Origin of the sequence: Agromyces cavernae (assembly GCF_021044935.1) — a bacterium.
GTDB lineage: Bacteria > Actinomycetota > Actinomycetes > Actinomycetales > Microbacteriaceae > Agromyces > Agromyces cavernae.
In genome coordinates this window covers 362,815-377,268 of the sequence record NZ_JAJNMP010000004.1, presented here as the reverse complement: position 1 = coordinate 377,268, position 14,454 = coordinate 362,815, and the positions used below count along the sequence as shown (strand labels likewise).

Here is a 14,454-nt window from a genome sequence, read left to right as displayed (position 1 = left end):
GCCGCGTCGGCGCCCGACCGTAGGCTGCGCGACCGGCCGCAGCGGTTACTTCGGGAAGTGCTCGCGCCACGCCTCGGGGGAGGTGATCTCGGGCAGTGCCGCGCGGTACTGCCGTGAGAGTTCGGGCCAGCGCCGCTTGAGCTCGCGATGCAGGCGCCGGCTGTCGGTGAGCAGCCGGCGGAACGTCGTGCGGTCGCGCGTGTAGCGCACCTTTCCGGCGCCGTCGGCCGTCGAGACGAGCGCGCTGTCGAAGTACGGCAGGCGGAACCACGTGCCGTCGCGCTTGGCGAGCTCGACCTGCGGCTCGGCGACGTTCGCCGGGTCGGGATTCGTGAACCACTGGCGAGCGGTCATCTTCACCGTGAACAGCGCGAGCGGAATGCCGCGCGGGCCCTTGGGGCCGGTGGTACCGGTCGGCACCGGGTAGACGCGCTTGCCCTCGACGGTCATCGGGATCTCGTCGTCGTCGCGCAGCACCGTCTTCTCGGGGAACTCGGCCATCGCGGCGCGGAGTTCGCCGAGGATCGTGGGCATGCCCCGCTGCATGTGCGAAGGGCCCGAGAGGATGTCGCGAAGCGCCCGGTGCCGCATGGTCACGGGGTAGTACTGCATCGAGAGCAGGTGCTTGAGGTCCCAGCGCTCGCTGTCGCTCGTGAGCGAACCGCCACCGGCGTGCGGGGAGTGCAGGAGGGCGGCGACGATGCGGTTGCGCGCGTGGAAGTACGCCTGCCAGTCGATGGAGTCGTCCTTGTCGAGCCACGAGACGTGCCAGAGCGCCATGCCCGGCAGGGTCACCGTGGGGTAGCCCGCGCCGCGCGCACGCAGGCAGTACTCGGCGTCGTCCCACTTGATGAACGCGGGCAGCGACAGGCCCACGTTGCGCACGACCTCGGTCGGAATGAGGCAGAACCACCACCCGTTGTAGTCGGCGTCCATGCGAGCGTGCATCCAGGCGGTCTGGCGCAGGTTCGAGAACCGGAAGTCGTGCGGCACCGCCTCGTGCGGCTGCGCCCGCCACACGAACGGCTTGAGGTCGACGGTCTCGGCGAACGCGTGCAGCACCGGGCGGTTGAGCAGGTCGAACATGTGCCCGCCGACGATCATCGGCCGAGTGGTGTGGCGCGCGAAGCGCACGGCGCGCGCGATGCTCTCGGGCTCGATGGTGACGTCGTCGTCGAGCAGGATGACGAAGTCGCTCTCGCCCGCGTCGACGGTCTCGGCCATCGAGCGCGCGAACCCGCCCGAGCCGCCGAGGTTCGGCTGTTCGATCATGGTCAGGGCGTCGCCGAACTCAGCGGCGACGGCGTCGAACCCGGCCTCGTCGCGAACCTTCTGATTGCCCTGGTCGACGATGTACACACGGTCGAGGACGTCGCGAACGGTGGGGTCGGCCGCGAGGGCCTCGAGGGTGCGCACGCAGTAATCGGGCTTGTTGAACGTGGTGATGCCGATCGAGGCTCCGCCGGAACGCAGCTGCGGAGCATCCGTCGTCCAGCTGCCGCCCCCGACGACGACCTCGCTGTCGCCCGCGACGACCTCGAACCAGTACCAGCCGCCGTCGCCGAACGACGTGACCGGCAGCTCGATGTCGTGCACGACCGTGTCGGTGAACGGTTCGGATGCCACGCGCTGCGGCACTCCCTGAGCGGTCGAACGGTAGACGAGCAGCGTGCCTTCGCCGCTCGTCTCGACGGTGAGGCGCACGCGCTCGACGTTCGTCCACTGCTGCCAGTACGAGGCCGGGAACGCGTTGAAGTAGCTCGCGAACGAGACCCGGTCGCCGGCCCCGATGCGGAAGCGGTCGCGCCCGACGATGTCGTCGAGGTGCGCACGGTCGCTCACGCGCACCTCGCGTTCGCCGACCTTCGCCCACACGTCGGCGTCGACGTACAGCGAGATGACGTCGGGATCGGCGTCTTGCGGGAAGACGACGCGTTGGATCTCGTTCCAGGTCAAGCTCACGCTGTAGTGCTCCGTAGGGGATCGATGGATTGCGCCAGCCCCCGTGACGCGACTAAGAGCCTACTGTCTCTCGCCTGCGAAGTTTCGGAGCGAGCGTCACGAGCTGCACGCCGAGCACGCAGAGCTCGGCGGCGGCGAGGCCCCACGCGACGCCGGGGGCGCCGATCCAGAACAGCAGCGGGAGCATCAGGGCGGTGCCGACGACGGCGCCGACGATCGTGCTGGTCGCGAGGGCGCGGGTCAGTCCGAACGCGGTGAGGCAGGCGAACCCCGTGAGCTGCGACGCGAGGATCGCGGCGAGATTGACCGCCATCGGCACCGCCAGGGCGATGGGGATCGACAGGGTGCCGCCCGAGAGCACCTCGCCGATCCACGGGCCGGCGACGGCGTAGACGATGCCGCCGAGCGCGCCGAGGCCGAGCGCGATCGCGGTGACCCGTCGCGCCCGCCCGGCCAACTCGACGGGGTCGGGGGTGGGGACCCACCCCTGGGCGATCTGCACGACCGGTCGCGTCGAGTACAGCGCGAGCCGCACGATGCGCTCGGCGAGGGCGTAGACGGCGGTCGCCTGCGGCAGGAAGAGGTCGATGAGCACGATCGGCACGTTGACGTAGATCGACGAGGTCGCCGACATCGCGACCGGGCTCGCCTGCCCGCGAAGATTGCGCAGCGCGCGAACCGGTGACAGCGTCAGGTGCCAGCCGCGGTAGCGCGAGAGGATGTTCCACGTGCTGATCACGGCCGAGACGATGACGCCGGCGAGCTGCAGGGCGGCGAAGGCGATCACGTCGCCGGTGGCGATGAGCACGACCGCTCCGGCGACCGTGCCGGCGATGCGCGGAATCGTGTCGATGAGCAGGAACCGCAGCGGACTCGCCTCACCGACGAAGAACCACCCCGCGCCGAGTGCGACGAGCACCCCGCTCGCCACCGTCAGGCCCGCGAGCAACGCATCACCGTCGATGATGACGATGGCGATGACGATCGAGACGGGCAGGATCACGATGCACAGCCAGGTTCGGCTGAGCAGCGACTCGAAGTAGTACGCGCCGCGTCGGTCGTTCGTGAGGCTCGCGACCTCGGTCGGTCCGACCACGCCCCACCCGTAGACCGCGAAGACGAACGCGAACCCGGCCACGGCCTGCGCCACCGCGATGGTCGCCCAGGAATCCGCGCCGGCGGCGACGATGATCGCGGGGATGACGGCGAGGCTCACGACTCCGCTGATCGCCACCGACAGGCCGTAGCCCCCTGCGAACCGCAGCGCCTTCCTGGTGTTCACGCGCTCGCGACCTCCGTCGGACTCGGGCTCTGGCGCCCGGGGTGTCGTGCGCATTCCCCGACATTCTCTCCTATATACACGAAGAGGTGGAATCCGATGTTTCACATAGAATCGGGGCGTCCCTATGCCGACAATCGTCATCAGCCCGCCGAACGAAGGAACACGCCCCGTGACTCCACTCAGGCGCGGGCCGAGACGCTCGTCACTCCGGGTCACGCATCGGGGGCTTCGCGTCGGATTCGACTCGCAGGCGATCGGCCGAACGGTCGACGTCGAGGTCGACGGCAGCCGTATGTGGACGGCGACCATGCCGCACGCGCATGGCCGCGTGGCGCAGCTGGCATGGCCGACCGCCCTCGGCGGCCACCTCGTCGGCAGTGGGCGCATCACCCTGCGCGACCCTCGATCGGGCGTGGCGCTCGCCGGGGGCCGTTTCTCGTGGCCCACCCGCAGCGGCGCGGTCGGGCTGGCGGAGTTGGCGGCAGCCGGCCAGGTGGTCGACAAGTGGGGCAAGCTGACCGCGGCGCCCTCGAACCGCCTGCACCGCCGTTTGCTCGAAGCGATGACGGTGGTGCTCGCCGACCTCGACGAGCTCGGGTACACGGCGGCGATCACCGGGGGAACCCTGCTCGGCGCCGTGCGCGAGGGTCGCATCCTCGCGCATGACGACGACATCGACCTGCTGGTCTACCTCGGATCGATGGCGCCGCCCGACGTTTCGATGGCGTCGTACGCGATCGAGCGCGCAATCCGCGCCCGTGGCCACGAGGCGATCCGCCACAGCGACGCCCACCTGCAGGTGCTGTTCGCCGACGACGTACCCGGTGCCGCCGCACACGTCGACCTCTTCCTCGGATTCCACGACCGCGGGGTCTACAACCAGCCGATCGCGGTTCGAGGCTCGTTCGAGGAGGCGTCGCTGCTGCCGCTCACCGAGGTCGAGCTCGAGGGCATCAGCGTGCCGTCGGTCGCCGACGCCGATGCGTGGCTGGCGCTCTGCTACGGCGAGGGGTGGCGTGTCCCGGATCCCACGTTCCGCTTCCACACTCCCGCCGTCACGCGTCGGCGGTTCGAGAACTGGTTCGGCGTCTACGACCTCAACCGCCACTTCTGGGAGCGTCACATCCGGCTCGGTCGATCGCGGCATTGGCGCCGCGATGCGACACGATTGCTCGTCGCCACCGAGCCCGGCGATCGGGTCATCGACCTCGGCTGCGGCGACGGAACACTGAGCGAGATGCTCGCCGTCGGCGGCCGCCAGGTCGTCGCCGTCGATTACGCGCGAAGCGCCGTCGAGGCGGCAGCCGTGCGCCCGGGCGTCACCGCCCAGCGGCTGAACCTCGCCGACCGTCGAGCGGTGCTCGACTTCATCGCCGACGAACTGGCGCTCGGAGGCACGCGCCATTTCCTGCTCTCGAACGTGCTCGCGTCGCTCACCCGCGAGACCAGGGCGAACGTGTTCCTGCTGCTGCGCGCACTCCTCGGTGCCGGTTCGGTCGCGCTCGTCACCGTACCCGTCAACCCGTCGTTGGTGTACGACCATCATCGTCCCGACACCTGGCACCTGCCCCTGCACTGGCTGCGGCACGAGGCATCCGTTCACGGTCTCGCCTGCGTGGCAGACTCGCACAACGTGCGCGTCACCTCATCGGGGCCCCGCACGGTCGCAACGGTCAGGCTCTACAGTACGAAGGGGGCGCAGACCGTGCCCCGCGAGAGGACACGGTGAATCGCTTCGAAGCCGCCATGCGCAAGATGGTGCGGGGCAAGCCCGTCGCACCCCAGTCTGCCGACGTTGCGCGACTCGAGGCTGAGATCGCGCGGTTGCGCGCCGAGATCGACGAGCTGCGCGTCGACTCGCGCCGCATCGCCGAACTGTACGACCTCGTCTTCGAACGACTCGGCGAGCAGCGGCGCGACGGCCGCTGATCAGCGCGGCGCCGCCGCGACCCGAACGTCGACGACCTGGCCGGTGAGATCGGACTCGAGTACGCGGAGGGCGACCGAGGCGACGTATTCGGGGTCGAGCAGCGAGTCGGCGGGCTCATCGCCGAAGGCCTGCGTTCGCATCGGAGTGCGCGTGCGCTGCGGGTTGAGGCAGTTCACCCGGATGCCGCTGTCGGCCCATTCGTCGGCGAGGGCTTGGGCGAGGTTGACGACGCCGGCCTTCGTCGCCGAGTAGAGGCTGTAGCCGGCGCGGCCGCGCGTGTACGAGCTCGAGGTGAAGAGCAGCAGCTGGCCGCCCGAGGCGGCGAGGTGGTCGTGCGCCTCCTGCGCGATCATCGCCGGAGCCAGCAGGTTGGTCTCGAGGGTTGCGCGCAGCAGCTTCTTGGGGGTGCGCACGAGTTCTGAGATGGAGAGCACCCCGGCCGTGATGACGACGTGGTCGATGCCGCCGTCGGCCGCGGCCCGCTTCAGCGCACGACGGATCTGCGAGCGGGAGGTCACGTCGGTGCCGGTCTCGGTGCGGCTGAAGGCGTGCACGCGGGCGCCCGCCGCTTCGGCCTGGCGCGCGATGCTGGCGCCGATGCCGTAGCTGCCGCCGAAGACGACGACCGACCGGCCGCGCAACACGTCGGCGGCTGCAGGGTCGGCGAGTCCCGACGTCAGCTCGGTCGACTGCAGCTGGAAGATCTTGTCGGCGATGTGGATGTCGAGGGGCTCGGTGACCTTCATGTTCTCGGCCGTCCCGGTGATGACCTTGATCTTGACCTCGGGCAGGTAGGTGAACACCACGCCGCAGTCGTCGGTCGCCGAGAACGCGGGATCGCCGTCGGCCAGCTCGTAGGCGCGGCGGATGACCCCGAGCCGGAAGCCCTGCGGCGTCTGCCCGCGACGCAGCGTGGCTCGCGGCGGGATGCCGGCGATGGTGGAGTCTTCTGCGACCTCGACGATGGTGTCGGCCGAGGGGATGGCCGTGTCGACGGCGTCGTACTCGTCGAGCGCGCGAACGCAGTCCTCGATGATGCGGTCGTCGAGGAACGGTCGCACCGCGTCGTGGAAGAGCACCTTGGTCGACTCGTCGTCGGCCAGTGCCGCCAGCGCGAGCTTCGTGGAGTCGTTGCGGGTCTCGCCGCCCGGCAGCACCGCCGAGAGCTTCGTGAACCGCGGGTCGGCCATGAGGTGGTCGAGCTCGCGAATGCTGGCGGCGTTCATCATGACGATCACCTCGTCGATGAGCGTGCTCGCCTCGAGCCGTTCGAGCGTATGCTCGACGATCGCCTTGCCCGCGATGCGGATCAATTGCTTCGGCATGCCGAGCCCGACCCGAACGCCGACGCCGCCCGCGAGGACGACGGCGACGGTGCGCGCGCTCACCGGGAGCCCTTGAGCGCCGCGATCGCCTCGGGCATGGCGCCGTCGAAGATCAGCTCGCCTTGGCGCAGCACGAGGCCGCGGTTGCAGATCTCGGAGACCATGCCGAGGTCGTGCGTCACGATGAACAACGTCTTGCCCATGGCGACGAGTTCGCGGATCTTCGCGTTGCACTTCTCGCGGAAGGGGGCGTCGCCGACGGCGAGCACCTCGTCGACGAGCAGGATGTCGAGTTCGGTGTGGATGGCCACCGCGAACGCGAGTCGCACGAACATGCCCGACGAGTAGTGCTTGACCTCGGTGTCGATGAACTCGCCGATCTCGCTGAACTCGACGATCTCGTCGAACCGGGCGTCGATCTCCTCTTTCGCCATGCCGAGGATGGCGGCGTTCAGGTACACGTTCTCGCGGCCCGAGAGGTCGGGATGGAAGCCGGCGCCCACTTCGATGAGGCCCGCGACGCGGCCACGCGTCAGCACGCGGCCCGCGTCGGGCCGCAGCACGCCCGACACGAGCTTCAGCAGCGTCGACTTGCCTGAGCCGTTGTAGCCGATGAGGGCGATCGCCTCGCCCTCGTGCACGGTGACGGTGACATCGTCGAGCGCGGTGAACGACGTCGACGTACGCTTGCGCCTCAGCCGTGCGACGAAGCTCTCCTTGAACGAGTGGCTGTGCCGCAGCGTGTAGGTCTTCTGCACCCCCTCGATGACGATGCGGGGGAGCGGGGATTCAGAGGTCTTGGGCAAAGCGTCCCTCGAGTCTTCTGAAGACGAGCTGGCCCGCGACGAGGCACAGCACGGCGATGACGAGTCCGATCAACGTGAACAGCCAGAGTGATTCGGGGCGCTCGGCGGCCTCGCTCGTGGTCGGGAACCAGAACGCGGTGTGGAACAGCTCGACCGCGCTCGTCAGCGGATTGGCCATGTAGAGATCGAAGAGCCAGGCCGGAGCCTGGTCGCGCACCATCGTCCAGCTGTAGAGCACGGGCGAGGTCCACGTCGCGAACAGCAGGATGAGCTCGACGACGTTCTGCGCGTCGCGGTACGCCACGTTGATCGAGCCGAACAGCAGGCCGAGCCCGGTCGCCAGCACGGCGACGATGAACACCGCGAGCAGTGCACCGACCAGTCCGAGCGGCGTCGGCACCCAGCCCACGAAGAGACACACGACGAGCAGGATGCTCAGCTGCGGCAGGAAGTGCACGAGCGCGATGAACACGTCGGCGATCGGGAAGAGCTCTCGCGGCAGGTAGATCTTCTTGACGAGCGCCTTGTTCGAGACGATCGAGCGCGTGGCGTTGCCGAACGCCTCGTTGAACAGGTTGATGACCACGATGCCCGAGAAGAGGTAGATGGGGTAGGACTCGATGCCCTTCGTGAGGTTCAGGAACAACCCCATCACGACGTAGAAGACGGCGAACTGGGCGGCCGGCTTCACGTACGACCAAACCCAGCCGAGTACCGAGCCGTGGTACCTCGTGAGGATGCCCTTGCGGATCAGCAGGCGCAGCAGGTATCGATACTTGACGACGTCGAGGATGCCGCGGCCCGCACCGGGGACGGTGAACGCGTTGACGTCCACCGGTTCCGCTCTGCTCATTCCAACGATTCTATGGTCGCGATCGGGTGCATTCGTGCCACGCGTTCGGCGTTCGCTCAGCTTCGTTTGAGTGCGTCGCGCCAGCTCATGTCGCGCGCGGCCTTGACCGCGCAGATGACGACGAGCATCCAGCCGCCTTCCGAGAGTGCGAAGCTCTCGGCAGCCGAGGTCACTGCGATGGCCACGAGCATGAGCGCCGGCCACAGGTAGACCACGCTGCGCCGGTTCGATGCGAGCAACCATGCGCGCACGAGCGCGACGCCGATGAGCGCGGCGAAGAGCACGGCGCCGATGACGCCGACCTGGAAGTACGCGTCGAGGTAGGCGTTGAGCGCCGACTCGTGCGCGCGCCCGGTGCCCGCCTCGATCCAGGTGTACGGCGGGGCGTCGGGCCACTTGCCCACCCACCCCCAGCCCTGCAGGGGGTTCAAGCTCAGGTAGCGAGAGAGCTCGCGCCAGACGTCGAGCCGCACGTCGAACTCGGCACGGGCGTCGAGCAGTTCGATGATGCGCACCCGCAGGATCCAGCCGGTGACGAGCGCGGCGGCCGCGGTGATGAGCAGCGCGAGCTGCCAGCGCCAGCGGGTGTCGGGGGAGACTCGTCGCAGCCCGTAGAGCGCGGCGAGGGCGAGCAGCGCGGCGCCGAGCGCGATCCAGGTGGTCGGAGAGCCCGAGAGCGCCAGGATGATGAGGGCGAGCGCGAGCGAGGCGATCGCCTTCGTGCGCGTGACGATATGGGTGCGCCACTCGACGATGAAGGTGATGAGGGCGATGAGCGCCACGAATCCGAGCATGTTTCGTGAGCCGAACACGCCCTGGATCGGGCCCAGGGCGGCGAGGTTGCCGTCGATGCCGAGGAATCTGATCGGCGCGTCGAACAGGATGCCCGAGAACACCTCGAGCACGAGCGAGACGCCGAGCAGCACCCGCATGGTGTCGCCGAACGCCCGCACGATCTGGATGGTGTCGCGCATGAGCGCGACGTAGACGCCGAGCACGCCGAACGCGATCAGGTACCCGACGCGAAGCACCGATAGGCCCGGATTGCTGCTCCAGATCACCGAGGCCGCGCACCAGCCGACGAAGACGAGGATGGTGATGGGCAGGATGCCGTACCACTCGATCGCCCGCCACCGGGTGACCAGCGACGCGCCGCAGAGCACGAGCAGCGCGGCGAGTGCGGCGAGCAAGCCGGGCCAGCCGATGACCGCGCGGATGGCGTGTGCGCTGAACGCGAGTCCGATCGCGAGCAGTGCGAGCGCCTGCGCGAACCGGGCGGAGCCCACGAACTCCCGCACGGCCTCGACACGACCGGGCGCTCCGCTCGAGGTCATCGTGCCTCGTCGCCGGTCGCGGCGCCGGATTCGGTCGGTGCGGGGGCCGATCGCGCGAGCGGCGACCGGCGCGGCGGTGCCTCGGCCTCGAACGGCTCGTGTTCCCACTGCCGTCGCTTCGTCGCCCAGGCGATCGCGATGAGCAGCGCCCACCCGCTCTCGACGAGGATGCGGCTCTCGGCGAGGCCCTGCCCGATGAGGGCGACGAGCACCAGCATCGGCAGCAGCGCCGCAGCCGAGTACGGGAGTGCGCGGCCCGAGGCATCCACCGGTCGATCGACCGAGAGGAACCACGACCGCCACAGCGCGCCGATCACGATCGCCGCGAACGCCAGCAGGCCGATGATGCCGACCTGCATCCAGACGTCGAGCCACGCGTTGTGCGCCTGCAGGTAGACGACGCCCTTGCGCACCGCGAGGTCGTTGAACGGTTCGACGAACGGGTTCCAGTAGCCCACCCAGCCCCAGCCCGCCCACGGCCGCTCGGCGGCCATGCCGATCACCGAGTTCCAGATGTCGAGCCGGCCGGTGAGGTCTTCGCCCTTGCCGAAGAGCTCGAGCAGGCCGTTCCAGAACACGGCGAGCAGGGTGACGGATGCCACGAGCACGCCGGCTGCCGTGAAGTAGACGCCGCGGCGACGGTCGGGCCCGACCCGTCGCGTCCACAGCGCGAACGCGAGGGCGATGAGCACGATCACCGCGACGAGGATCACGGTCGCCGAACGCGTCAGCACGAACGTGAGGCCGGCCACCACAAGCCACGCGATGCCCCACCCGCGGCGCATGCTGCCCGCGGCGAGGAGCGTGCCGAACACGATGAGCCCCAGCAGGGCGACCATGCCGAGCAGATTGCGGCTCGCCACGATGCCCTCGACCGGTCCGCCGTCGAAGAGCAGCGCCCGGGACCAGTAGAAGGCCATCGGCAGCTTGCCCTCGGGCTCGAAGTCGGGGAAGTTCGGCAGCAGCGGCTCACGGATGAAGATCGCGACCCACAGTTCGAAGAGCAGCGACAGCGCCAGCACCCACTTGATCGCGGCGCTGAGCGCGCGGACGAAGCGGGGCCATGGCAGGCAGAGCACCAGGGCGACGGCCACGAAGGTCGTCACCAGCATGAGCAGTACGCCCAGTGCGGATGCCCCGGGGTAGAACGACCACGCGATCGAGAGGGTCGCGATGAGGAGGAAGGCGAACGTGGACTTCGGTACGCGCCGCCACTTCCAGGTCGGCTTCGTCTGCACGAGGAGCACGACGGCACCGGCGATGACGAGCGCGGCGATGATGCCGAAACCCCACCACCCCAGCAGGTTGCGCCAGAACTGGCCGGCGAGCAGCGTGAACAGTGCGAACGTCGGGTACGCGCCGATCAGTGCGTTGCGTCGCCCGGATGCCATGCGCTCAAGGCTACCGTTCCCGTCGGGCAACACACGGGATCGGCCGGGCCGTGCCCGTCCGGGTCTCAACCGCTCGCGGCCGTGATTCGCTCGATAAGGTATGGCGCCATGGTCTTCATGTATGTGCCCGAGATGTGACCGGCCGCGTCGCGGTAGACGATGACGCCGCCGATCGCGGCCGGGCACGTCGACTGATCGCAGTAGAAGTCGGTCATGTCGACGACGTCTACGCCTGCATCGTCGGCCGCTGCGAGCAGCACGTCGGTAGGCTGCGTCGCCTCGGAGCGGGGAGTACCGCATTCGTTGAGGTTCGCGCCGACCCGCGTAAGGCATGCGAAGGTCGACTCAGGCACGATCGGTACCGCGCCGACGACCACGACGTCGGTTCCCGTCGCTTCAACCGCGGTCCAGCGCTCGCTGAACGAATTGGGTGGCGCGTCGGCGATCGCCCACCGGGCAGCGGTCGTGACGACGAGATCGTACCCACCGTCTACGAGGCGTTGTTGCACCTGATCGGCGACGTCGTCGCAGTCGCTGCCCTCGGGTTGGTCGCGCCACTGGCACCCGAAGCCGACGAAGGTGTCGAGCGACCAGCCGACGCTGTCGGCATTCTCGAGGAAGGCCGGCAGCAGCGCAGCGGCATGGCTGTCGCCGACAAGCGCGACGCGGCGGGCATCGGGTGCTGCCGACCCGAACGTGCACGTTGTGAGGTCTCCGCCCTTGGGCCGCCAGCACGAGTAGCCGCCCGCGGTATCCGTCGGCAGGGCGTCGAGCGAGGGCATCACGTCGTCGATCGAGACGGTCTCTGGGAGTTCGCAGTCGTTGCCCGCACCTGGTGCGGCTTCTGCCCCGAAGCAGTCGGCTGCCGCCGTCGCGGGCGCGGCCTGCGGTTCGGGCATGCTGAGGCGCGCGGCACCGAGCCCGACGACGATAAGCAACGCCGCGCCCGCGCCCGCCGCGATCAGAAGGGGCATCCGACTGCGCGTCGGGGCATCAGCCTGTCGGGTCTTGGGCATGAGCCACGTCGATCGGCGCACGGGCTCCTCGACCAGGTGGTAGGACAGCACCGACGCGACCGCGGTGATGGCGATCGCGAGCACGTAGTAGCGGCGTGACTCGAGGGGCACGAACGATGCGAGCAGCACGATCACCGGGAAGTGCCACAGGTAGAGCGAGTACGAGATCGCGCCGATGTAGCCGCTCACTCGGTTCGTCAGTGGCCACAGGAGGCGGCTGTAACGCGGCGAGTGCTCGCCGATTCCCGCCGCGATGACGGCGACCGTCGCGAGCACGGGGAGGGCGACAGTGGGCGCGGGGAAGACCGAGGTGGCGTCGATCCAGAACACGCTGACGACGAGCCCGGCGATGCCGAGCCAGGCGAGGGCGACGCGTGCCGCGAACGGAATGCGCCACGCCCCCAGCGAGACGGCCGCGAGCAGGGCACCGACGCCGAGTTCCCATGCGCGGGTGAAGGTCGAGAAGTATGCGGCGGTCGGGTTCGTGCCCGTCTCGATGAGCGCCCACACGAACGACAGGGCGATGAGCGCCGCGAACACTGTGATCGTCGCGAGGTGCGACGCACGCGGCGTGCCCCAGCGGCGCATCGCCGCCATGAACACGAGCATGGTCAGCAACGGCCAGACGAAGTAGAACTGCTCCTCGACCGAGAGCGACCAGTAGTGCTGAAGCGGCGACGGCAGCTGACCAAGCTGGAAATAGTCGGTGCCGACCAGCATCGATCGCCAGTTGGCGCCGAAGAGGAACGCCCACACGCCGTCGATGGCGACCGAGAGCGCGCGTCCGCGCGGGAGCAGGAGGGCGCAGAACGCGACGGTCACCACGATCACGAGCGTCGCCGCAGGCGCGATGCGGCGGATGCGGCGACGATAGAAGCCCGAAAGGGAGAGGCGGCCCGTGCGATCAAGTTCACGCAGGATGTGCGACGTGATCAGATAGCCCGAGATGACGAAGAACACGTCGACGCCGACGAAGCCGCCCGACGGCCAGCGGAACAGGTGGTCGAGGATCACCACGATGACGGCGAAAGCGCGCAGGCCCTGGATGTCGGCGCGGAGATTCCGCCCGCCGTTTGGAGTCGACTCTTTGCGTCGACGAAGGCCGACGGCATCGCGGGATCGCGACAGGGAGATTGTCATCTTCCGTTCCTCGTTCAGTGCAGGAGAACGGCGTCGAAATCGTGTGCCGCCCAGACAGTATTGCCTACTCCGCGGGCTCCATCTCGCAGCCCTGCTCGACCCGGCGTGATTCCTGTGGCCCGACGGTGGTCTGCGTACACCGAGGATCGAGACTGGGAGCAGCGAAATCCTCAGCTCTCGGTCGCGACGGTGAAGACGTGTGCGCCCTTCTCCGCAGGCTCCATCCGACGCCGAAGTTGTGGATATTCGGCGAGCCACCGGTCGCCGACCGCCAATTCATCGGGTCGCGCTGCATCGTCCAGCACGATAACGACATCGTCGGAGCACTTCGGCAGCAGAGCAGGAAGCGCTGGGTACCGTGCCTCAAGGCCGGTTGACGCCGGGGGACCGTCGATGAAGACAACGCCGATGTCACTGACATCTTCGATCGCGGCTGTGTCGTACCAGAGCCGAGACGTGGATTCTTCTTTCAGCGATTCGTCTCCGCGGCCGATGAGAACCTCGACGAGCGGAGCGAAGCGCACTTCGACGATGTCATCGAGCCCGTGCGCTGTGACCAACTCTCTCGTGCGGTCTGCGTACGACGCGTCGTGCTCGAGGGCGATCAATCGCCCGCCGCCAGCACGACGAAGCGCATAGCCAAGCCAGACGCTGGATGAACCACTCCCGCATTCGACGACCAAAGACGGCTTTCGTCTGAGGATGACCTTGACGAGGAGACGAATCACGTCAGGCGACGCGGCCCAACCTCGCAGCGGCGGCATGAATTCGCCCGGCTTCAGCGCCGCCCGCAACTCGGACCACGCGACATACTGCTCGAAGTCCTTGACCCCGCTCCGCGAGATGTACCCACGCAGTTCTCCCACCATCTTCGGAATTGTCGCCGAGCGCAATGCCTCGACCTCTGACCTGGTCTGCTCGAGCAGTGCTTCCGAATGGGTGGTTGTCGGGGTCACATCAGCCAACATCGCATCGATGCGAGTATTCGATGTTCTCAGATCGGTCAATCCGTCGAGGACCGTCGAGAGTTCGGTGCGGAGCGCGCTGAAGCTCTCGATGGTCTGCTCCACACGAGCTCGTGACTTCCGTTCATCGAGACCCAGCTTGCACAGGACGACGCCGATAGCAGCCAGCGCCCCGGCAGCGATGAGGATGAGGGCCTCGCCGAGCGAGATCGCACCTGCAACCGCGAGCATCACGACGATCGCCACGAAGACCACGGAGATCGCAATCGCGACCACGATCAACGCACGCCGTCGATTTCCTCGCATCACACCCTCCGTGGTGGACGGCCGGCACCGCCGAGTGGTCGACCCATCGCAGCCTAGCCGCTCGGTCGAACACCGGGTACATGCGGATTACGGAGCGCCGCGACATCGCGGAATAATCAACCCGACAACCGACCGCTAAGCACG

General features: G+C 68.3%; 11 protein-coding genes. 2 read left to right on the top strand and 9 right to left on the bottom strand.

Going from position 1 to position 14,454, the window contains the following annotated elements:
* Positions 1-45: 45 nt before the first annotated feature.
* Both LQ757_RS17355 and LQ757_RS17350 read right to left on the bottom strand, forming a co-directional pair.
* Complete coding sequence (locus LQ757_RS17355; RefSeq protein WP_231048524.1) at positions 46-1,962, bottom strand: glycosyltransferase; 1,917 nt, start codon at positions 1,960-1,962, stop codon at positions 46-48.
* Between the two features lie 52 nt (positions 1,963-2,014).
* Complete coding sequence (locus tag LQ757_RS17350; protein ID WP_231048523.1) at positions 2,015-3,298, bottom strand: lipopolysaccharide biosynthesis protein; 1,284 nt, start codon at positions 3,296-3,298, stop codon at positions 2,015-2,017.
* A gap of 115 nt (positions 3,299-3,413) precedes the next feature.
* Here LQ757_RS17350 and LQ757_RS17345 point away from each other — a divergent pair, with 115 nt between their 5' ends.
* Positions 3,414-4,973: a LicD family protein gene (locus tag LQ757_RS17345; protein WP_231048522.1), complete on the top strand. Its 1,560-nt coding sequence runs from the start codon at positions 3,414-3,416 to the stop codon at positions 4,971-4,973.
* Positions 4,970-5,173: a hypothetical protein gene (locus LQ757_RS17340; RefSeq protein WP_231048521.1), complete on the top strand. Its 204-nt coding sequence runs from the start codon at positions 4,970-4,972 to the stop codon at positions 5,171-5,173. Before LQ757_RS17345 ends, LQ757_RS17340 begins: the two co-directional genes overlap by 4 nt.
* On the opposite strand, the gene LQ757_RS17335 is transcribed toward LQ757_RS17340, so the two are convergent.
* The 7 genes from LQ757_RS17335 to LQ757_RS17305 all read right to left on the bottom strand — a co-directional run bounded on the left by LQ757_RS17335 (position 5,174) and on the right by LQ757_RS17305 (position 14,310).
* Positions 5,174-6,562, bottom strand: a complete 1,389-nt coding sequence (locus LQ757_RS17335) for a bifunctional cytidylyltransferase/SDR family oxidoreductase (protein WP_231048520.1) — start codon at positions 6,560-6,562, stop codon at positions 5,174-5,176.
* Positions 6,559-7,305: an ABC transporter ATP-binding protein gene (locus tag LQ757_RS17330; RefSeq protein ID WP_231048519.1), complete on the bottom strand. Its 747-nt coding sequence runs from the start codon at positions 7,303-7,305 to the stop codon at positions 6,559-6,561. The genes LQ757_RS17335 and LQ757_RS17330 overlap by 4 nt, the downstream gene beginning before the upstream one ends.
* Positions 7,289-8,158, bottom strand: coding sequence for an ABC transporter permease (locus LQ757_RS17325; RefSeq protein WP_231048518.1), 870 nt, complete (start codon positions 8,156-8,158; stop codon positions 7,289-7,291). Before LQ757_RS17325 ends, LQ757_RS17330 begins: the two co-directional genes overlap by 17 nt.
* Positions 8,159-8,214: 56 nt before the next feature.
* Complete coding sequence (locus LQ757_RS17320) at positions 8,215-9,492, bottom strand: O-antigen ligase family protein (RefSeq protein WP_231048517.1); 1,278 nt, start codon at positions 9,490-9,492, stop codon at positions 8,215-8,217.
* Positions 9,489-10,883 (bottom strand): O-antigen ligase family protein, encoded by a 1,395-nt coding sequence (locus LQ757_RS17315; protein WP_231048516.1) that lies wholly within the window; start codon positions 10,881-10,883, stop codon positions 9,489-9,491. The genes LQ757_RS17320 and LQ757_RS17315 overlap by 4 nt, the downstream gene beginning before the upstream one ends.
* Positions 10,884-10,948: 65 nt before the next feature.
* Positions 10,949-13,039, bottom strand: coding sequence for an acyltransferase family protein (locus tag LQ757_RS17310; protein WP_231048515.1), 2,091 nt, complete (start codon positions 13,037-13,039; stop codon positions 10,949-10,951).
* Between the two features lie 170 nt (positions 13,040-13,209).
* Positions 13,210-14,310 carry a class I SAM-dependent methyltransferase gene (locus LQ757_RS17305; protein WP_231048514.1) on the bottom strand — a complete coding sequence of 367 codons (1,101 nt, stop codon included), beginning with the start codon at positions 14,308-14,310 and terminating at the stop codon, positions 13,210-13,212.
* Between the last annotated feature and the right edge of the window lie 144 nt (positions 14,311-14,454).